Source organism: Halomonas marinisediminis, assembly GCF_004347715.1.
GTDB classification, from domain to species: Bacteria; Pseudomonadota; Gammaproteobacteria; order Pseudomonadales; family Halomonadaceae; genus Halomonas; species Halomonas icarae.
Window position 1 is genome coordinate 16655 of the sequence record NZ_SLTR01000008.1, and the last position, 20443, is coordinate 37097.

Here is a 20443-nt window from a genome sequence, read left to right on the forward strand (position 1 = left end):
GATCGATCATGAAAATCAAGATGACTCTGCTGGCTGCCGCTGTTGCCATGTCTAGTGGCTATGCCGTTGCAAGCGACGACAACACCGCCGTGGTCGGTCAGACCGGCTGGGGCAACGATGCAAGCGTCGATCAACAGTCAGGTGGAAACCACAATGCCAGCGTGACGCAGATTCTTGTGGGGAACGATGCCGCTGTGGTGCAGGCGGGCAATAGCCAAAATGCGACTCACTTCCAGTATGGCTGGGGTAACGAGTCGGTGAGTGAGCAGGATGGCCGTAATAACACCGTCAACGTGACCCAGTGGGGGGCACACAACGACTCTACCGTGGTGCAGGATGGCAGGCGCAACATGGCCACGGTGGATCAGTACGGCCGGCGTAACGTGTCGCTGGTCAAGCAGGATGGCTATCGCCACAGCGCCACTGTGCTGCAGACAAACCGCTCCAATGACTCCAATATCAAGCAGTCGGGCTACCGCCAGATTGCCAATGTGAGCCAAACCGGATCCTACAACGATGTCAATATCGACCAGGTGAACGGTGGCTGGTTCGGTGGCCTGAACATCGCCAACGTTTCCCAGACCGGTTTCGGGGGCAACGGTGATATCGAGCAGTCAGGTTTCCACAACATCACCGATGTGGATCAGGGCGGCTCCTTCAACGATGTCGATGTGCGGCAGACGGGCAGCCTTAACTATGCCGATGTCGATCAGACCGGTACCGGCGACTACGCCCTCGTCTCCCAGTATGGGTTGTTGAACGAGTCCTACGTGGAGCAGTCCGGTTACTACAATGACGCCGATATCAGCCAGTCTGGCTGGTACAACACCTCCAACGTCAACCAGTCCGGCTGGTTCGATGACGCCTCGGTGGCACAGAGCGGCGTCAACAACATGTCCAGCATCACCCAGTCCGGTGGCTTCCTGAACACTGCCTCGCATGTTCAGACCGGCAGCAATAACGTTGCCACCACCACCCAGACTGGCAGCTTCAACAACGCCTCGATCGTTCAGTAAATCGCCACTGGCGTTACGATCCTAGCGAACCGGCCTCTTGCGAGGCCGGTTTTTTGATTCATTGCAGACTGACGTAAAACCTGTCGGTAGGGGGATGCTTCGCTACCTGCTGGGGGCACCACCTTGTGGGAGGCCGGGTTCCCCGGGCGATGGCGCCGACAGGCGCCCGTAAGTCTTGACACATTTTTCTGGCCCATTCAGGGAGGCCTTCGGCCTCCATTCGCCCGGCAGAGCCGACCTCCCACAATGAATTCCGGCTTCCTGCAATCTACAATGAATCCCGGCCTCCCAATACTCAGTGCCGAACGGATTCACGCCAGTTTGCGAAGAACCTTTTTTCAATCATTGCATTTCAGTGCGAAGCCTATCGAACAGAGAGTCGCACGCGGCTTCCCTGCCCGCTGACGCGGGAGCTGCTGCGATTTCCGTTCTTGCTAAGTTCGATGACCAGGTTGCCGGCGTTCAGCTGTGTCAGCTCCAGGTCGATACCTTCCCCCTGGAACGTCAGGTGAGTAGGCACGCTGCCATCCAGCTGATGGTGCTGTGTCTCGCCATCAGCATAAAGGGTGGCGCTGCCCGTGAAGCGTGTGTCGGCATTGCCGGTGATATCCAGCGCTATCATGTCGTTTGCGAGGCTCCTGTTATTGTGGCCACCGTTGTATTGGTGGATGTTAGCTTGATCGCTGCTGATCGCGGATTGACAGGGGGCCAGCGTCAGAGCGGCCATGGCGAGGCATGTGGTGAGCTTCATTGCTGCATCCTCCAGGCGTTGTGAGTAGGGCGCTTCCGGTCAATATCCAGGTTGCCGCCGTTTGGACCATGCCTGGTACCTCTCGACAGCATGATTTTTATCACTCTTTCGATCATGAGGCGTCACCTTGGAAACAATTTGTTACTATATTTTTCTATATGGTAGCTCATCACAGCCTGTACCGGCTGAGGGGGGAGCCATGGCGACACTGCCATGGCGACAAGACGGCTGACATGGCACCGAGCGGGTATGGCATCGAGCGGGTATCACACCAAGCGGATGGCAGGGTGATCGAGGGCTGATATGACAATAGGCGATGGCATGGCGATACGAGGCGGCGATGTGAACCGCATGTCGGCTAGGCGTGAGGCCAGCGAAAAGGGAGTGATGGCAGGCCTGACCTGGATCGGGGTGCTGGCCACCATGGTGCTGCCGGTGCTGTTGCCGGGGGGCTACTGGTGGGGTCCGCTGTGGCTTGCACTGTTCGGTGTGTTCGCCGCGCTACGCCGGTTATGGCCGGCCGATCAGCCGCCGCGGGAGTTCGGTGATCGTGGCTGGGGGCTGGCGATTGTGCTGCTGTTGATTGCCCTGGGGCTGGTGATCATGGCGGGGGTGCATGATGAACTGCTCAAGGTGGCGCCACGAGTATTGGCGATCGGCGCCGTGCTGCTGGCCCTGGTCGCCCTGCATGCCTGGCTGCCAGCGATTTCCGCGTTCTGGGGCGGGGTGGCGCTGGGTGGCATGCTGACCGGCGCCTGGTCGCTGTGGCAGCGCCTGGAGCTGGGGGTGAGCCGGGCCAGCGGCCATGATCCGCTGCATGCCATTCTGTACGGCAATATCAGCCTGCTGACCGGCATGTTCTGCCTGGCCGGCGTGGCCTGGGCGCTCTCGCGTCCCCGTCGACCGCTGTGGCTGCTGGTGTTGCTGGCGGGCGCCATCGGCGGGGTGATGGCGTCGGTGCTGTCGGGCACTCGCGGGGGCTGGATCGCCATGCCGTTGATCCTGCTGGTCTTCCAGCGGGGGTTTATCAGCAGGTTGTCGGGGGGGCTGCAGGTGTCGCTATGGCTGGCCATTGCTGCGCTGATGGCGGGGCTGTATCTCGTGCCGCAGACGGGGGTGCAGCAGCGGATCTCCCAGGCGGTGAATGAGGTGACGCACTATCTGGAGGGGGAACCCACGGAGACGGTATCGGTGAGCACCCGTCTGGAGATGTGGCGCGGGACGGGTCGGTTGATCCTCGAGGCGCCGCTGCTGGGGCATGGTGCCGGGACCTATCATTCACGCATGGTCGCGATGGCCGAGTCGGGAGAGCTCGCCGAGACCGTGGCCTCGCACCGCCATGCCCATAATGATCTCCTCGATGCCTGGGTGAAATATGGAGTGCCCGGGGTTGGCATGCTGATCACCCTCTATGCGCTGCCATTCTGGCTGTTTCGTTCGGGCTTGAGCCACTCCGACCCGGGACACCGTGCCCTTGCGGTGTCGGGCCTGCTGCTGCCGGTCGCCTTTATCGACTTTGGCCTGACCTACAGCTTCATGGCCTATGCGGTGGGGGTGATGCTCTACGGCGTCTGGCTGGTGGTGATCTGGACGTTCTATCGGCATGCACCGATCCGGTCGGGCGCCAGATCACGCGATAAAACGCCGCCCGATGCCGATGCCGAGACCGCCGTCCCCGCCGCGGAATAGGCCTTTATGGTGCGAGGTCGATGAGGAAATTCAGGCAGCAGAAGGCGGTCTGCAATGTAATAGTACGTAACGACCATTGGTTGCCGCCCTGCTCCGTGAAGCCATCAAAATTGTAGAAAGGAGGGGCACGGCAGCCTGCGAAGAATCAAATAATACCGGGGGCGTGATATGCAGCAAAAAGGCACGGTGGTTCTGGTCTCCAATAGCTCCTGGTATCTCTACAACTTCCGCCGTGGCACCCTGTTGCACCTGCGCGACGCCGGATATCGGGTGATCGGCCTGGCGCCGTTCGATGACTTCTCCCATCGCCTGACGGAAGAGTTGGGGATAGTGCACTGGCCGCTGCCCATGGAGGGCAAGAATACTCGGGTGCTGGGGGAGGGCAGGAGCCTGCTGGCGCTCTTCGCCGCATTAAGGCGGGCAAAACCGCTCTTCGTTTTCAACTTCACGGTCAAGGCGAATATCTACTCGGGACTGGCCTGTCGGCTGCTGGGGCTTCCCTACGCCAATAACGTTTCCGGGCTGGGCACCGCCTTTCTCCACGATGGCTGGCTGTTTCGGCGAGTGCGTTGGCTCTACGGCGTTGCCAATCGCGGCGCGCGTCGGGTGTTCTTTCAGAACGACGAGGACCATGCGCTGTTCATGGCCCATGGTCTGCTGGGCGAGACCCCGACCACGGTGCTGCCGGGGTCGGGGGTGGATTGTGTTCGCTTCGCCTTCTCGCCTCTACCGTCACGGTCACCCTTTACCTTCGTGATGATTGCCCGGCTGTTGGGCGACAAGGGGGTGCGTGAGTACGTTCGGGCCGCCGAGCGGGTGAAGGCCGAGCACCCCGGTACTCGATTCCTGCTTGTCGGGCCGCTGGGTGCCAGCAATAAAACCGCGATCGATGCCTGCGAGGTACATGCCTGGGAGGCCGCCGGGGTGGTGGAATACCTGGGCGAGCAGCCGGATGTGCGCCCCTGGCTCGAACAGGCTCAAGTGCTGGTGTTGCCCTCTTACCGTGAGGGCATGCCGAGAACCGTGCTGGAGGCGTCCGCCATGGGGCGGCCGGCCATCGTCTCCGATGTGCCGGGGTGTCGTCAGGCCGTGGTGGCGGGCGAAACCGGCTGGTTGTGTGAGGTGCGCAGTGCCGATGCCCTGGCATTGCGCATGCGCGAGTGCCTCTCGATGTCAGTGGAGCAGCTACAGCTGGCGGGAAACGCGGCGCGTCGGCGAGTCGAGCAAGAGTTCGATGAACGCCTCGTGGTATCGGCGGTTCAGCAGCTGTTGAACGAACCCCATGCCCAGGGTTGGATGATCCGACCGGCCGATTGATGCCTTGTCTTTCCAGCGCGATGCCAGCGCGCATTTCATCCAGTAAATGCCGATTCTCTTCGCCCTTTTGATTCCTTTGGACGGGAGTGCCCATGAAACTTCAATGTCCCCATTGTCACAGCTTCGGGCTATACAAGATCAAGCCATCCTGGTGGCTGCGCTTGCTCAGGGTGGAGCGCCGTTATCAGTGTGTCGACTGCGCCAGGGAGGTGCGGCGCTCCGAGGCGAAGGAGGTCGCCTGACGGCACGGCACGTATGACAAACCTGGTCTCTCCCCTGCGGTATCGACTGAACCTCCCTCTAGAAATTGAGTAAAAAAATCCGGCGGCACGGCTTCATTTGGAATGTAACAATTAGTGACATAGATAGTCGTCACGCTATAGCCGCCGGAGTTGCGAATGACCCTCAAGCCGAGCTCAACGTCCTCTCTTCATTGCGTGCCACGCAGCCTGGGCACGCGTGCCGCCTCTCCGGTCTGGGGTGCCAGGGTGCTGGCACCTCGAGAGCATGCCCTCCATGCCGATGCGTTGCGTCGCCTGAGTCATGAAGAGCAGGCACGCCTGCAGGATGCGCTGGTGCACGGTGCCGATCTCGATACTTACCTCACTGAGGTGCTGGAGCAGGCCGATATCGCGGTGCTTACCGCGGACGGCTGTCTGGCAGGATTCTGCGCCTTCCATACCGATGCCCTCGGCCAGTCCGGTGCCTTTGTCGCGCTGCTGGTGCTGTCGCCCGAGGCGCGTCGACGCGGCATGGTTCGGCCGCTGCTGGAAGCGACGGCCGCATCGGCGGTGGCGAAGGGCTTCGATGTGTTAGCGCTACGTGTACGCCATAGAGACTGGCAGACGATTCGCTTCTATCTGCGTCAAGGCTTTCGTGAGGCGGGGCGACATGGCCATGAACTTGAGATGTGTCTGGACCTGACTGGTGCGTTCTCCCTGGTGGCCGACGCTCTAACGGCAGAACCACGACGCTATTCGGCCGGCTGTGCCGGGCGGTAACAGACACTGATGGGTGAGGCGATGACGTTCAGACGATGCAAGAGAAGTCCCGTGGCGGCATCGATGACTTCACCAGGCCGACTCTATCGCGCGGAGCAGGAGTGAGATGACGATGGTAACGCATGCATTTCTGAACGAGAGCGCACGAAAGGTCGGCGACAGCTTTTATCTCTTCGATGAAGCGGCCTTCCGGCGCAACTACCTGGGGTTACGTCATCGTCTTCGGCAGCACTGGCCCGGCACCGATGTCGCCTATGCGCTGAAAGCCAACTATATGCCGGCCATCGTGGCCTGTGTGGCGGACATGCAGGGCCAGGTGGAGGTGGTGTCACGCTTCGAATATGACGTGGCGCGCCGCATCCTTCCCGCCGAGCGCATCATCTACAACGGGCCGATCAAGCGTGAGGCGGATCTGCGTCTCGCCCTCGAGGCGGGCAGCCAGGTCAATCTGGATTCGTTCGCCGAGCTCGAGGCCCTCGCCCGTCTTGCCGGGGAGTTACCGAGGGTGCGGGTGGGGCTGCGCCTCAACTTCCCCTCATCCGAGCTGATCAGCCGCTTCGGTTTCGGTGTGGGAAACGGTGAGCTCGAGGAGGCTCTCACCCTCCTGGAGGCTCTGCCGGGGGTCGAGGTGGTGGCGCTGCACTGTCATGCCACATGCCGTGCGTTGGGGGTGAAGGATCCGGTTCGGCGTATTCGCCTGCTGTGCGAGGTGGCCCGTCGTCTGCTCCCGGATCACCCCATCGAGACGATCAATATCGGGGGTGGCTTGCTGGGTGAGATGCCGGCCAGCCTGCGTTCCCAGTTTTCCTTTCCGGTGCCCTCCCTGGAGGAGTATGCCGATGCCATCGGCGAGGCCTTCTTGCGCCACCGGCCTGCGGCGGTGACGCGACTGGTGGTCGAGCCGGGTACCTCGATGGTGGCCAATACCATGACTCTGGCCGCCCGGGTGATGGAGGTGCGCCAGCGTCGCGATGGCTGGCAGGCGCTGCTGGATACCAGCATCAACGCCGTCAACCCGACGCGTTCGAGCGTGGCACCGCTGCTGGAGGCCGTCACTTCTCGCGCCGACCAGGCGAGCCCGACGCCGGCATTCAAGCTGGTGGGCAATACCTGCATGGAACACGACGTGATCCGCGAGGAGTTCATGGCGGATCTGCAGGCGGGGGACTTCGTGCTGGTCCTGAACCGGGGCGCCTACTCCTTGAACTATACCCCCCCCTTTATCGTGCCGGCCTGTGGTGTTGTCGACCTGGAGGGGCGCGTCCTCAAGCGGGCCGACCGGGAAGAGACCATTCTCGCCAGCTATACGCAACCGGCCGAGGCGTTTCAGGCGTTCCCGCCAGTTGATAACAAGGATACTGCCGACCATGAACATTCTCTTCACCTGTGCGGGTAGACGGAATTATCTGATCGCCTACTTTCGAACTGCATTGCGAGGCACTGGTCGCCTGGTGGCGGCAGATTGCTCTGCCTATGCGACGGCGCTGCAGGAGGCCGACGAAGCGGTCATCGTGCCGCGGGTCGATGATCCGGGATATATCGACGAGCTGTTATCGCTGTGTGTGAAGAAGCAGATCTCTCTGCTGGTGCCCCTGAACGACCATGAACTGCCGCTATTGGCGCGGGAGCAGAAGCGTTTTGCCGCTATGGGTACCCGTGTGCTGGTCTCTTCCCCCGAGGTGGTGGAGCTCGCCGCCGACAAGCTGGCCACGGCTCGCTTTGCCGAACGGATCGGGCTGCTTGCTCCGAAGACCTATCTGAGCCTGGAGGCTGCTCTGAAGGCCCTCGAGAGCCATGAAGTCCAGTTTCCCTTGATCATCAAGCCGCGCTGGGGGAGTGCGTCGCTGGGGGTCGAGCGTGTCGAGGATCGTGAAACGCTGGAGCTGGCCTGGCGCTGGAGTCAGCATCGCTTCCCGGCCCTGGGGCTTCGCCAGGCCAGCTCTACCGGCAGCGGTCTGATCATTCAATCGATGCTGCCGGGGCAGGAGTATGGTCTCGATGTGGTCAACGACCTGTCGGGCTACTATCGCACCACCTTCGTCAAGCGCAAGCTGGCGATGCGCTCCGGCGAGACCGAGCGTGCCATCACCGAGTCCAACCCCTTGCTCAAGGCCGTGGGGGAGCGCCTGGGTCAGGCGCTGGGGCATATAGGCAATCTCGATTGCGACCTGTTCTTCGATGGGCAGCAGGCCTACCTGCTGGAGCTTAACCCGCGTTTTGGTGGGGGCTATCCGTTCAGTGCCGAGGCGGGAGCCGATGTGCCGGCGGCGCTGATTGCCTGGGCCCAGGGACGAGAGCCCGCCTCCCGCTGGTGGGATCTGCGCGCCGGTGTATGCGCGGCCAAGTGTGATCGACTGGTGGACGTGGCACAGATCAATCGACCTGCCGATGTGGTCCATCTACGGGATCCTGTGGTGGAGCTGTATCTTCCCGTAGCGGTTGGCATGAGCCACTAAGGGGCAGGATGATGCGGTCATGGTCTGGTTTGGCCGTGTGGTCAGCGGGGGCGCTTGCGCTCACATTTTCCGGCAGCTATCTGGTCTTCATCATCCTCCTCTGCGTCGGGATTCCGGTAAGCGTCTGGGCGGGAGGCAGGCTCTGGGACAATGCCTTGCCCATGATTCTGCCAGTAGTGGCGGCGCTGTTTGCCTTCGCCTGGCTACTGGGAGGGAGTTGGCACGGCGAGACGCTGCAGGCCTTCAAGCTGGTGTGGCCGACGATGCTGATGGCGCCCATGCTACTGGTGCTTTTGCTGTTTCCCCCTGCCTCGGCATGGTTCTGGGCCGGTGTCTTGACCGGTGGTGTGGCGAGTGGTGTCTCGAGCCTGTGGCAACGGCTTGTCCTGGATGAGGTGCGTTCCGAGGGGGCAGGGAGCCTGAACGCGATTCTGTATGGCAACTTCAGTCTGATGCTGGCGGTATTCTGTCTCGCCGGCCTGGGCTGGGCCTGGGGTTATCGGCGCTCATCGCTCTGGACAGTAGCGCTGCTGGCTGGTGCCGGGGGTGGGTTGCTGGCGTCGGTTCTCTCGGGTACCCGAGGTGGCTGGGTAACACTGCCGGCCCTGCTGGGGGTGCTGTGGTGGGTTTATGGTCGAAGGTTCAACACCACTCAGATGCTGTTATTGGTGGCGGGAGCCGGCCTGGCGCTCGCATTGGTGATCATGTTGCCGCAGACCGGTGTGCAGCAACGCATCGCCGGAGGGCTCGAGCATGCCCACCGCTACCTCGAAGGTGAGCGGGGCGTAGAGCATGGTGGAAGGGTCGAGATCTGGCGCGGTGCGGCGATGCTGATCGCCGAGCGGCCCGTGTATGGCTGGGGCACGCGGGGGGCGCGAATTGAGCTTGAGCGCCTGGGAGCCGAAGGCTTGATTGATCCCAGGGTGGCTGATTACGCACATGCCCATAACGACATTCTGGATGCCTGGGTGCGCCGGGGGTTGCTGGGTGTACTTGCGCTATTGATGCTCTACATCGTACCGGTGGTGCTGTTCTGGTCAGGGCTCAATGACAGTTGCCCCAAGCAGAGAGCGCTGGCGACCTGTGCCCTGTTGCTGGTGGTGGGAAGCTTCGGCTTCGGGCTTAGCTACAGTTTCATGTTCTATCCGGTAGGGGTAACCCTGTATACGGGATGGCTCTGCGTGATGTGGGGCCTCTACTGTGCGTCGGATACATAGTGTGGGCACTGAGTACTCTAGGTATTGGGGGGTGAGAAAAATAAGGCAGGATTGATCTCGATACATTGTGTAACATTCATTGTGTAACATTGAGAGATGAATAGTTAACGTTGCACTTGGAGCTTGAGACCGCCGTTCCTTGGGTCTGCTATCGCTCGGCTGTGCTTATTGCTTGAATTCAGGTTGTAGAACTCAAGTCGTGGGCTCAGGACGTGAGCTCAGGTCGTGAGCCCAGGACTTTAATGCGGGGCTGTTTAGTCATTGTTGGGCACAGGGGCGCGTGCACAGGGAGTCGTGTACAGGTAGTCGTGTACAGGTAGTCGTGCACAGGGACGAGGGAATCGAGAGTGGGGTGTCGAGAAATGTATACCGAAATGGCGATGGCAGAGTACGACCACCAGATGAGTGAAGCTGGGTGGGTGATCTTCGAGAAGGCGATAGGCGATGATCTGGTCGCCGAGATGAAGGCGGATGTGCTCAAGTGGATCGATATCTGTGAAGAATATCAGATCTCGCGCGGGTTGAACGAGTCTGGTGACGGCACGGCGCATCAGACGATCGGGGGCAACGACAGCCTCGACAAGTTCTATCACATGCATCTGTTTCACGACTATATCGCTCGCTACTTCGATGATAAGCCCTACATCTTGAGCTGCAGTACGCCTACGGCAGGCTATGCACGCAAGCGCAACTACCTGCACAACATACATCGTGATATCGGTACCTACATCCCCGGCTACAATGCGCGCCTCAACATGATCGTGATGCTCGATGACTTTAGCGTCGAGAATGGGGCGACGCAGATCCTGCCAGGGTCACATCTTACGGAAGAGAGGCCTTCCGATGCGGAGTTCGAGGCCAACTGTGTCCCGATTATCGGTCCCGCGGGTTCCGTGGTGTTCTTCAACTCCTATCTCTGGCATCGCGGTGGGCAGAACAGGACCGAGGGGACACGTGTCGCCCTGACCAGCGGCTTTACCCGGCCCTTTATCAAGCCCCAGATGGATTATGCCCGCATGCTGGGGGAGGAGTATGGCCAAACGCTTTCGCCATTGACCCGACAGCTGCTGGGCTACAACAGCCGAGTGCCGGTCAGCCTGGACGAGTGGTATCAGCCCGACGCGCGGCGCTTCTATCAGAAAGGGCAGGGCTGAAGCTCAAGTGCGTTAGGCATCTAGAAAATTGTTGGGGCTGGTGCGACATGACGAAACGCAGGAACATGGTGGTGCTGGCCTCTTCCGGCGGCAGTGTGCTTGATCAGGCACTCGAGGTGGAGGCCTGCAGGCAGCATATCGCCCTCGTGGTGTGCGACCGCGAGTGCGGTGCCGTGGAGGTCGCCAGACGCCATGGAATAGCCGTTGAAGTCCTGCCATGCCGCACCGGCGGAGAGTTCTCGGATGCCCTCCATGACTATTTTCTGGACAAGCCCGAGGTGGATCTCTTTATCTCTTCATATTCCAGGCTGCTCTCTGGCCTGTTTCTGAAGAAGTACCGGGGGCGCATCATCAATTTTCATCCCGCTATCCTGCCTGCCTGTCCCGGCCTGGATGGATTCGGCGATACGCTGAAGGCGGGCTGCAGGTTTATCGGGGCGACCACTCACTTCGTGGATGAGGGGATGGATACCGGAAGGCCGATCCTGCAGGCGGCCAGGCCCTATGACCCCGAACTTACCGATGAGGCGAACAGGGAGAGGGTTTTCCAGCAGATGTGTCGAATGTTCGTTCAGGTGGTCGCCTGGTTCGCTGCAGGGCGCGTGGATCCGCATGGCCGTGTTGCCGGCGCACGTTACGAGCTGTCGGAGTTTTCTCCTAACCTCGATGAATGGGTGGAGCTGTCATGATCAAACGCACCTTCGATATTGCCATGGCCGCCATCTTGCTCCTGATCCTGAGCCCGATCATGCTCGTGGTAGCCTTGCTGATACGATGCGATATGGGCGGGGAGGTCTTTTTCCGTCAGTGGCGTCCGGGAAAGGACGAGATTCCCTTTCAGGTGATCAAGTTCAAGACCATGCGTGATGCGGTAGACAGCCAGGGTCACCCCCTGCCCGATGAAGAGCGTGTGACGCGTCTCGGGCTATGGATCCGCCGTGCAAGCCTCGATGAGTTTCCCCAGTTGTTCAATATCCTCAAGGGCGATATGTCTTTCGTGGGCCCTCGTCCCTTGCTGATGGATTATCTCCCTTACTTCATCGGCGATGAGCGGCGCCGCCACGAGGTTCGCCCCGGCGTGACCGGCCTGGCTCAGGTCAACGGCCGGCAGGATATCAGCTGGGAGAGAAAGCTGCGGCTGGATGTGGAGTATGTCGATCACCACACGCTCTGGCTGGACCTCAAGATCCTGTTTGCCACCCTGACCGTCGTGCTCAAGCGCGAGGGCATTCTCTATGCCGCTCCCCAGGGCCGACTCGATGATTACCGCAAGCGCCTGGGGCTTCGACATGTCATGTGAGTGATGCGCTGAACATACGGCGCCGTCACCGGTCGGCGTCGTCGCGCAGCTCATGGGCGAAGCAGGGCGGCGAGCTGGGCTCCCTGTCCGCCGCGTCCTCCTCGTGAAGGGCATAGAGCAGCCGCTCCTTGAGCAGCGGCAGCGGCGAGGCGTCGAGATCGCGCTCGGCGGTGAGCAGGGTGAGGGCCCCGCGATAACGGACCTGGCGCATCAGCGGCAGCAGCCGTTCGGGGTGGTCGCGCAGCTCGCCGCGATAGCGCACGGCGAACACGGTCTGGCTGATCTCCCCCCGCTGATACTGACGCCTGAGCGCCGGACTCGGCGAGGCGTCGCGGTACCAGTCGTCAAGCGCCAGCGCTTCCCGTGACCGCCCCCGGGGCCACAGTCGATCCACCAGCACGCGGGCGCCGTCCCGGGGCTCGGCGGGCTGGGCGATGCCCTTGATCTCGATGTGATAGCTCATTCGCTTCTCCTCGCTCCTCGCTCCTCGCTCCTCGCTCCTCGCTCCTTGCCCCTTGCTTCCTCGTTCCTCGCCCCTCGCTTCCTCGCCCCTCGCTCCTTGCTTCCTCGCTATTCGCTCAGCCGCTCCAGGGCCTCACGACTGTGCGACTGCCAGCGTCCGGGTAGCGCGGCGGCACGCGCCAGGGCATCGAGGGCCTCTGCTCGGCGTCCGGCGGCTTCCAGGGCGAGCCCCAGGTTGAGCCACGCCGGGGCAAGCGATTCGTTCGCCGCCGTGGCATTACCGAAGGCGCTGATGGCGCCTTCGAGATCGCCGGCGGCATGGCGGGCATTGCCGAGGCCGAAATGGACCATGGCGTTGTGCGGGTAACGCGCCGCCAGTGCCTCCCAGGCGGGCAGCGCCGCTTCGCTACCCTGTACTCCCTCGAAGTCGCCGATCGCCTGTAGTGCCGCCTCGGCGCCGATGGTGGTCGGTAGCTCCCCGGGGGGAAGCGCCACGAAGGCCCAGCGGTCGCTGCGGGCCCAGGTGGCGCCGAAGCGCTTGAACGACTCCTTGCGCCCTGCCTCCATGCCGCTGTGCAGGATCAGCGTTTCCTCCTGCAAATCGTAGCCGATGGCCACGGCGTAGTGCCACAGGGGCCAGGCGGGCAGGGAGAGGTTCTGCATCACCACGACCGGATGACCGGCATCGAGCTCGCTCAGCAGCGTCTCGAAGCGACCCTCGATCACGAAGGGAATCCTGCCATTGCGGCGCACCGTGGCCAGCATCTCGGGCTGCACGCTACCCTCGCGGCCGGGGGTAAAGACCTGGGGAATCAGGGTGTCGACGTCGGTTGCCACGCCGTCATGCTGGAGCACCATGGTCAGGGAGGCGGGCCCACACTGATAGTCGCGCTGGCCATGGAAGGGCACATCGTCGATCAGCACTCGCGGGGCTATTGCGCTACGGGTGGCGTCATCGAGACGTGGGGTGGTCGCACAGCCGGCGAGCAATAAAAGCAGCAGTACCAACGCAAGAACGCCCGCGGGGCGGGCGTTCCTGTTGCTGGTCGGCTGCCCTGAAAGGCAGTCGATCATGCTGGTACCTATCAACGCGTGAAGGGGTAGACGTTGGTCAGGCCGAGGATGTCGGTGACCAGCAGGATCACGAAGACGGCGAACAGCGCGCCGACCACGCTGGCGCCGGCGGGCATCTGGTCGAGGCGCTCGGCCATCTGGGCGGCCTCGGCGTCGGAGAGTGCGGCGACACGGGCCTCGACCTCGGCGGGGTCCACACCCTGGGCGACCAGCTGCTCGCGCACGTCATCGCGGGCCAGCACGGCATGGATCCGCTCGCGATCCGACTGGCTACGCTCCGCGGCGAGAGCCTCCTGGGTGGTGATCATGCCGCCGGCGGGAGCCGGGGCGGCGACGACCGGCAGGCTGCCCAGCATCAGGGCGAGGATCAGCAGGGGGCTGAGGTAGCGGTAGAGCTTCTTCATGATGGCGGTGTTCCTTTTCTTCGTATGGGTCTTCGTGTGGATTTCCGGCTCCTGGAGTGGCCACGCGTCGCGTCCCGGCGAGCGAGTGGCGTCACGATGATACGCGCCCAGTATAGAATGAAATGGTGTGAAATTTCATACCCTTGCTGCTTAAGGTAAGGGTTATCGTAGGTAGCTCGGTAGCTCGGGGCTGATCTGGCGACAAGTCTGCGAGGAGGCGCTGTAAATACCTCCCTGTACGCTACCTCGGCCGTCCCTGGTCCTCGGACCTCCTCTTCGACTTGCCCCCAGCGCCCCTTGGTTTCAGTAACTGCAATAGATCTGTGTTTAAGAGTCAACTGATACGGTAGGAGGAGGGCAGTTCGGCGAGCAGGCCGCGGCCGCCGGCCAGGGTCAGCGCCAGGTCATGAAGGCCATCCTGGAGGGGCAGGGCGGAGGCACCCTTGATGGAGAGGTCCAGCCGCTGGGCGAACAGCAGCAGCTTGTGCAGGCGTTTGACCGGCAGGCGGGAGAGGGCCTGCTGATAGGCCGGGCGGCGCTTCTCGAAGATGGCCGGTTTCTGCGCCTTGCAGGCGTGGTCGAAGCTCTGGCCCTGGTCGAGGTGCTGATGCAGGGAGAGCAGGGTGCGCAGCTCCCGGGTCAGGGCCCACAGCACGATGGGGGGCTCCACCCCTTCGCCGGCGAGGCCGGCCATGATGCGGGCGACCCGCGAGCGTTCGCCCTTGAGGCAGGCATCCACCAGGGTGAAGACATCGAAGCGTGCGCTGTCCTCCACGCCGCCGGCGACCTCGCGGGGGGAGACCCGGGCGCCGGCGGGCAGCAGCAGGGCGAGCTTCTGCAGCTCCTGATCGGCGGCCAGCAGGTTGCCCTCGGTGCGCTCACCCAGCAGGCGGGCGGCATCGAGATCGAGGTTGAGGCCGTGGCGAGAGGCACGATCGCGCAGCCAGAAGCCCAGCCGCGAGACATCCACTGGCCACACCGGTACGAACAGGCCCGCCTTGTCGAGCGCCTGGAACCAGGCACTCTTCTGCTGGCGGAAGTCGAGCTTGCCCATGGCCAGCAGCAGCACGTTGTCGCTGGCCTTCATCTCCTCGGCATAGGCTCTCAGCGCCTTGGTGCCCTCCTGGCCGAGGTTGCTGCCGGAGAGGCGCAGCTCGATCAGCTTGGCACTGGCGAACAGCGACATGCTGGCCGAGGCTTCGTGGAGGCGTCCCCAGGCGAAGTTGCCTTCGACATGCAGGATCTCGCGCTCCTCGATGCCGCGTGAACGCGCGGCGGCGCGCACGGCGTCGCAGGCCTCCATATGCTGCAGGGGCTCTTCGCCGGCGACGATCACCACCGGCGGCAGCTTCTTCGCCAGGGCGTCGGCCAGCTTGTCGGGGAAGACCTTCATGACAGGCTGCGCAGTCGCTCTATCAGCTGGAGGACGGCCTCCTCGAGCAGTTCCTCACGCACGGTGTCGCGACGCTCCTCGCGGCCCAGCAGGTCACCATCATCCACGCTGTAGCGGCGGGTGACCTCGAGGCGCTGCTGGTCGAGCAGATAGGCGCCATCGGCACGTTGTACCGAGAAGGGGGCGACGAGTCGCATCTCCTCGTCCCGCGGCCCCGACTCCAGCACGCTGACGCGACGCTGGCGAATATCGGGCCTGCCCAGGTTGAGAATCCGCTCGGCGCCGTCATGGACCCGGGTGCCGGCGGCGACCAGGCGCTGTTCGACCCGCCTGGCCAGGTCGCTGTCGGTCCCCGCCAGGGCGAGCTCGCTCAGCGGTGCCGATGGAGTGTTCAGGCCGCGCAGCCGAAAGCCGCAGCCGGCGAGCGCCAGGCCGGCAGTGCCGACCAGGCCCAGGGTGAGGAAGGTGCGTCGCTGCATGGCTTAGCCCACCACGATATTGACCAGCTTGCCCGGCACCACGATCACCTTGCGGACCGTCTTGCCTTCGGTGTGGCGCTGGACGTTGTCGGAGGCGAAGGCCGCGGCCTCGGCGGTGGCCTTGTCGGCGTCGGCGGGGACCTCGATGCGGGCCCGCAGCTTGCCGTTGACCTGCACGACCAGCTCGATGGTGTCGCGGGCCAGGGCGCTCTCGTCGAGCGCCGGCCAGCGGGCGTCGATCACCGGTTCGGCATGGCCCAACGCCGCCCACAGCGCATGGCAGGCGTGGGGGGTGATGGGTGCGAGCAGCAGCACGCAGGCCTCCACGGCCTCGCGCGCCACGGCGAGATCCTGAGGCGAAGACGCGTCGCTCTGCTTCTGGAACTGGCCGATGGCGTTGGTCAGTTCCATCACCGCGGCGATGGCGGTGTTGAAGGTGGTGCGGCGGCCGATGTCGTCACCCGCCTTCTTGATGGTCTCGTGGGTCTTGCGACGCAGCTCGCGCTGGGCGTCATCCAGATTGGCGACGTCCAGCGTGCCAGGCTGGCCCGCCTCGAGGTGCTCGCCGACCAGGCGCCACAGACGCTTGAGGAAGCGATGGGCCCCCTCGACGCCGGCATCGGACCACTCCAGGGACTGCTCCGGCGGGGCGGCGAACATCATGAACAGGCGCACGGTGTCGGCGCCGAAGCGGTCGATCATCGACTGGGGGTCGACGCCGTTGTTCTTCGACTTGGACATCTTCTCGATGCCGCCCATCTCCACCGGCAGGCCGTCCTCGATCAGCACGGCGCTGACCGGGCGACCCTTGTCGTCGCGCTTGACCTCGACATCGGCGGGGTTGAACCACTGCTTGCCGCCGTTCGCTTGCGGGCGGTAGTAGGTCTCGGCGATCACCATGCCCTGGGTCAGCAGGCGCTGGAAGGGCTCGTCGACATTGACCATCCCGAGGTCGCGCATCAGCTTGGTGAAGAAGCGCGCGTAGAGCAGGTGCAGGATGGCGTGCTCGATGCCGCCGATATAGAGGTCCACCGGCAGCCAGTAGTCGGCGCGCTCGTCGAGCATCGCCTCCTGGTTGTCGGCGCAGCAGAAGCGCGCGAAGTACCAGGAGGACTCCATGAAGGTGTCGAAGGTGTCGGTCTCGCGCACCCAGCCGTCGCCCAGGTCGGAGAACGCCGGCATGCGCTTGAGCGGCGAGCCGGTGGCGTCCACGGTGACCTCCATGGGCAGGGCGACCGGCAGCTCCTCATCGCTGAGCGGCTCGGTCTGGCCCTCGGGGCCGTACTTGACCGGGATGGGTGCGCCCCAGTAGCGCTGGCGCGCCACGCCCCAGTCGCGCAGACGGTAGTGGGTCTTGACCTCGCCGCGGCCGAGTTCGGCAAGCTTCGCGGCGATGGCGTCGAAGGCCGCCTCGAAGTCGAGGCCGTCGAACTCGCCGGAGTTGATCAGGATGCCGTGCTCGTCATGGGCGCCTTCGGAGAGATCCGGCGCCTGGCCGTTCTCATCGGCGATCACCGGCTCGATGGCGATTCCGTATTTGGTGGCGAACTCCCAGTCGCGCTGGTCATGGGCGGGTACCGCCATCACCGCGCCGGTTCCGAACTCCATCAGCACGAAGTTGGCCACATAGACCGGCACCTCGCGGCCGCTGAGGGGATGCACTGCCAGATGGCCGGTGGGCATGCCCTTCTTCTCGCGGGTGGCAAGCTCCGCCTCGCTGGTGCCGCCCTGGGCGCACTCCTCGCGGAAGGCGGCTAGTTCGGGGTTGTTCTCGGCGGCCTGGCGGGCCAGCGGGTGGTCGGCAGCCACCGCCACATAGGTCACCCCCAGCAGGGTGTCGGGGCGGGTGGTATAGACCGAGAGCGGCTCCTGAGTAGTCCCATCTTCAGACTTGATGTCAAAGCTCAGCTCCACGCCGCGGGACTTGCCGATCCAGTTGCGCTGCATGGTCTTGACCTGCTCGGGCCACTCGATGCTGTCGAGATCGGCCAGCAGCTCGTCGGCGTAGTCGGTGATGCGCAGGAACCACAGCGGGATCTCCTTGCGCTCGACCAGGGCGCCGGAGCGCCAGCCGCGGCCGTCGATCACCTGCTCGTTGGCGAGCACGGTCTGGTCCACGGGGTCCCAGTTGACCGTGGACATCTTCTTGTAGACCAGTCCCTTCTCCACCAGCTTGGCGAAGAACCACTGCTCCCAGCGGTAGTAATCCAGATCGCAGGTGGCGAACTCGCGGCTCCAGTCATAGGCGAAGCCCAGGGCCTTGAGCTGCTGGCGCATGTAGTCGATGTTGGCGTAGGTCCATTCGGCCGGGGGGACCTGGTTCTGGATCGCGGCGTTCTCGGCCGGCATGCCGAAGGCGTCCCAGCCCATGGGCTGCAGCACGTTCCTGCCCTGCATGCGCTGGTAGCGGGAGACCACGTCGCCGATGGTGTAGTTGCGCACATGCCCCATATGTAGCTTGCCGCTGGGGTAGGGGAACATCGACAGGCAGTAGAACTTCTCGCGGGTGGCATCCTCCACCGCCTTGAAGCACTGGTTCTTTTCCCAGAACTGCTGGGCGTCGCGTTCGATCTCTTGGGGCTTGTACTGTGCGTCCATCGCTGTCAACGGGTACCTTGGCTATCGGTTCGGCGCGCCGGGGGCGCACGCTCGAATGGCTTGTCCGGCGTCATGTTGCCTGTGCATGCTGGTGACAAGGCGTTGAACTGACGGCGGGAAGTCGTCTAAATGGTAGGGAGAGGATACCCCAGCACGGCCTTGCCCGGCTACGTTGGGGCTCGGCGTTTCCCCATTCGCATATCGAGGAGAGCACCATGAGTGATTCACACAAGGAGCACGAGGAACGCCACCTGCGCCAAGGCTATGAGCGGATGCTGGACCGCCTGCGCGAGGGGGCCCGGGAGCTGACCTGGGAGAACCTGCAGAAGGAGCTGGACGACGCGGTGGAGTTCGAGGCCGAGCTCGAGGAGTTCACCAAGGACGAGCTGTCGCTGCTGCGCGCCTGGGTGGAGCGCGATCTCAAGGATATGCGGCGCTATCTGAATGCCGGGGGGGAGGGCGTGGCGGCCTGGCTCGGCATCGATCTTTCGGCGTTGTCACGGCAGGTGAGCGAGTCGCTGCTCTCGATCGCCGATCGCAGCGTGGTGGAGCGCGAGCGCTTCGAGGAGGAGCTCGAGGCGGCCCGCGCCGATTACTGCGAAGGGGAGATGGCGGTGCCCGGCCGGCTGGCCTGCGTGCACTGCGATGCCGAGGTCGACCTGCCCGAGCTGACCCGCATCGAGCCCTGCCATCAGTGCGGGCATCGCTTCTTCCGGCGGGTGTCTCAGTAGGAACGAGGAACGAGGGGCGAGGGTCGAGGGTCGAGGAGCACCCTAGACCCCTTGCTCCTGTTATAGCCACGCATCCAGCACCACGACTCCTGCGACCACCAGCGTGGCGAGCACGGCGGCATAGCCCAGGTTCTGGCGCGTCATGCGGGTGCCGCTGATGCCGTAGCGGCCCTGCAGCGAGAGGTTGATGCCCGAGAGGGGGCCCACTGAAGTGCCCACCGCCCAGGCGGCGAGGGCGATAAAGGCGAACAGCGTCTGGCGCTCGCCACTCAGGTCGAGCATCGAGGCGAGTACCGAGACGCCGATGATGGGGTGCAGCCCGGCCACGGCGCTGGCCACGATGCCGAGGAAGCTGGCGATGGCCTGGGGGGCACCGAAGTGCGCGAAGAGCTGCCAGTCGTTGCCGGTGGCGGCGCCGATAAAGCTCGACAGCCCCTGGGTGAGCAGCCCCGCGCAGAGGAAGAGCGAGATCTCGCCGCGCATCGCCGGCAGCCGTTCCAGGGCGTGGTTGCGCACCCGTGTCAGGGTCCAGCGCGGGCCGCGGGGCAGGTTGCTGACCAGCGCCACCCCGGGCAGCAGGAAGGTGATGATGCTGACGATGGAGAGCCATGGGGTCAGGCCGAAGTGGAACAGCATCACCAGCACCGCCATGATCACGGGCATCAGCAGGCTGCGTGGCGACAGCGAGTAGCCGGCCACCCGGTCCAGGTCGAAGCGCCGGGAGAGGTCGAGCAGCGAGAGGGTGCCGGCGGCCAGGGCCAGGGGCAGGCCCAGGGCGAGGATGGTGGCATACTCCATCTGCGGGGCCAGGGTCATCACCACCCCCATGGAGGCGAAGAAGGGCGACCACAGCGCGGCGGCGGAGATGCCGCGATTGAGGGCCAGCAGCTGCGGCATGCTCAGCTCGCCATGCCGGCGCAGGCGGTCGCCGATCATGAAGATGGTGGAGAGGTTGAGGATGGCGCCGAGCAGGTGCACCCCGAGCCAGGTGCCGGCGGTGCCGCGTCGTCCCGTCACGGCGCTGCCGGGTGGCGGCGCATGCCCCTGGCGGGTGCCGATCAGGCCGATAAAGCTCACCCCGACCAGCATGGCCACCACATAGGTATTGCCATCCAGCATATGCGCCCAGGCGATCTCGGCGTCGTAGCGCAGCGCGGCGGCGAGCAGCAGCGTCACTCCCACGCCGGCCAGGACGCTGGCCTGGCGCCGATTGCTGCGCTTGAGATCCGGCCAGAGCAGGGCGACCGCCAGCCAGAAGACGACGCTGACCGCCGGCAGCATCACCGGCAGCCCCGCCAGGCGCAGGATCTGCAGTACCAGGCCGGTGAGGATCAGGCCACCGGCGAGCCGATGGCGCAGCGGTGTCGGAGAGGCAGGGCGAGCGGAGGGGGGCTTGGGCAC

Annotated in this window: 20 protein-coding genes; 12 read left to right on the forward strand and 8 right to left on the reverse strand. The window is 63.8% G+C overall.

Going from position 1 to position 20443, the window contains the following annotated elements; all coding sequences use genetic code 11:
* Positions 1-8 precede the first annotated feature (8 nt).
* The gene (locus E0702_RS07645) at positions 9-1016 is read left to right on the forward strand and encodes a hypothetical protein (protein ID WP_165927502.1); all 1008 of its coding nucleotides are present in this window, start codon (positions 9-11) and stop codon (positions 1014-1016) included.
* Between the two features lie 364 nt (positions 1017-1380).
* Here E0702_RS07645 and E0702_RS07650 read toward each other — a convergent pair whose 3' ends face one another.
* Entirely contained in the window at positions 1381-1767 is a 387-nt protein-coding gene (locus E0702_RS07650; protein WP_132042496.1) for a hypothetical protein, read from the reverse strand.
* A gap of 303 nt (positions 1768-2070) precedes the next feature.
* On the opposite strand from E0702_RS07650, the gene E0702_RS07655 reads away from it, so the two are divergent.
* The 10 genes from E0702_RS07655 (at position 2071) to E0702_RS07695 (ending at position 11901) form a co-directional block, all read left to right on the forward strand.
* Complete coding sequence (locus E0702_RS07655; protein ID WP_132042498.1) at positions 2071-3456, forward strand: O-antigen ligase family protein; 1386 nt, start codon at positions 2071-2073, stop codon at positions 3454-3456.
* A gap of 168 nt (positions 3457-3624) precedes the next feature.
* Positions 3625-4773 (forward strand): glycosyltransferase family 4 protein, encoded by a 1149-nt coding sequence (locus E0702_RS07660; RefSeq protein WP_132042500.1) that lies wholly within the window; start codon positions 3625-3627, stop codon positions 4771-4773.
* 92 nt (positions 4774-4865) lie between these two features.
* The gene (locus E0702_RS19045) at positions 4866-5015 is read left to right on the forward strand and encodes a hypothetical protein (protein ID WP_165927503.1); all 150 of its coding nucleotides are present in this window, start codon (positions 4866-4868) and stop codon (positions 5013-5015) included.
* 156 nt (positions 5016-5171) lie between these two features.
* Entirely contained in the window at positions 5172-5774 is a 603-nt protein-coding gene (locus E0702_RS07665; protein ID WP_132042502.1) for a GNAT family N-acetyltransferase, read from the forward strand.
* Between the two features lie 112 nt (positions 5775-5886).
* Positions 5887-7170 carry an alanine racemase gene (locus tag E0702_RS07670; protein WP_165927504.1) on the forward strand — a complete coding sequence of 428 codons (1284 nt, stop codon included), beginning with the start codon at positions 5887-5889 and terminating at the stop codon, positions 7168-7170.
* Positions 7142-8230 (forward strand): ATP-grasp domain-containing protein, encoded by a 1089-nt coding sequence (locus E0702_RS07675; RefSeq protein WP_132042506.1) that lies wholly within the window; start codon positions 7142-7144, stop codon positions 8228-8230. Before E0702_RS07670 ends, E0702_RS07675 begins: the two co-directional genes overlap by 29 nt.
* A 161-nt stretch (positions 8231-8391) precedes the next feature.
* Positions 8392-9447 carry an O-antigen ligase family protein gene (locus E0702_RS07680; protein WP_165927505.1) on the forward strand — a complete coding sequence of 352 codons (1056 nt, stop codon included), beginning with the start codon at positions 8392-8394 and terminating at the stop codon, positions 9445-9447.
* A 401-nt stretch (positions 9448-9848) separates the two neighbouring features.
* Entirely contained in the window at positions 9849-10601 is a 753-nt protein-coding gene (locus E0702_RS07685; protein WP_165927506.1) for a phytanoyl-CoA dioxygenase family protein, read from the forward strand.
* 47 nt (positions 10602-10648) lie between these two features.
* Positions 10649-11290, forward strand: a complete 642-nt coding sequence (gene purN, locus E0702_RS07690) for a phosphoribosylglycinamide formyltransferase (protein WP_132042511.1) — start codon at positions 10649-10651, stop codon at positions 11288-11290.
* On the forward strand, positions 11287-11901 hold the full coding sequence (locus E0702_RS07695) for a sugar transferase (RefSeq protein ID WP_132042513.1): 615 nt from the start codon (positions 11287-11289) through the stop codon (positions 11899-11901). The genes purN and E0702_RS07695 overlap by 4 nt, the downstream gene beginning before the upstream one ends.
* A gap of 25 nt (positions 11902-11926) precedes the next feature.
* On the opposite strand, the gene E0702_RS07700 is transcribed toward E0702_RS07695, so the two are convergent.
* The 6 genes from E0702_RS07700 to leuS all read right to left on the reverse strand — a co-directional run bounded on the left by E0702_RS07700 (position 11927) and on the right by leuS (position 18311).
* Entirely contained in the window at positions 11927-12364 is a 438-nt protein-coding gene (locus E0702_RS07700; protein ID WP_132042515.1) for a DUF488 domain-containing protein, read from the reverse strand.
* Positions 12365-12471: 107 nt separating this feature from the next.
* Positions 12472-13437, reverse strand: coding sequence for a PA2778 family cysteine peptidase (locus E0702_RS07705; RefSeq protein ID WP_132042517.1), 966 nt, complete (start codon positions 13435-13437; stop codon positions 12472-12474).
* Between the two features lie 11 nt (positions 13438-13448).
* On the reverse strand, positions 13449-13841 hold the full coding sequence (locus tag E0702_RS07710) for a PA2779 family protein (protein ID WP_132042519.1): 393 nt from the start codon (positions 13839-13841) through the stop codon (positions 13449-13451).
* A 334-nt stretch (positions 13842-14175) separates the two neighbouring features.
* Positions 14176-15234: a DNA polymerase III subunit delta gene (holA, locus tag E0702_RS07715; RefSeq protein ID WP_132042521.1), complete on the reverse strand. Its 1059-nt coding sequence runs from the start codon at positions 15232-15234 to the stop codon at positions 14176-14178.
* Entirely contained in the window at positions 15231-15713 is a 483-nt protein-coding gene (locus E0702_RS07720) for an LPS-assembly lipoprotein LptE (protein ID WP_132042523.1), read from the reverse strand. The genes holA and E0702_RS07720 overlap by 4 nt, the downstream gene beginning before the upstream one ends.
* Positions 15714-15716: 3 nt before the next feature.
* Positions 15717-18311: a leucine--tRNA ligase gene (gene leuS / locus E0702_RS07725; protein WP_132042525.1), complete on the reverse strand. Its 2595-nt coding sequence runs from the start codon at positions 18309-18311 to the stop codon at positions 15717-15719.
* Between the two features lie 215 nt (positions 18312-18526).
* On the opposite strand from leuS, the gene E0702_RS07730 reads away from it, so the two are divergent.
* Positions 18527-19042 carry a zinc ribbon-containing protein gene (locus E0702_RS07730; protein ID WP_132042527.1) on the forward strand — a complete coding sequence of 172 codons (516 nt, stop codon included), beginning with the start codon at positions 18527-18529 and terminating at the stop codon, positions 19040-19042.
* 60 nt (positions 19043-19102) lie between these two features.
* Here the strand turns inward: E0702_RS07730 and E0702_RS07735 are convergent, their stop codons facing one another.
* Entirely contained in the window at positions 19103-20443 is a 1341-nt protein-coding gene (locus E0702_RS07735) for a hypothetical protein (protein WP_240721697.1), read from the reverse strand.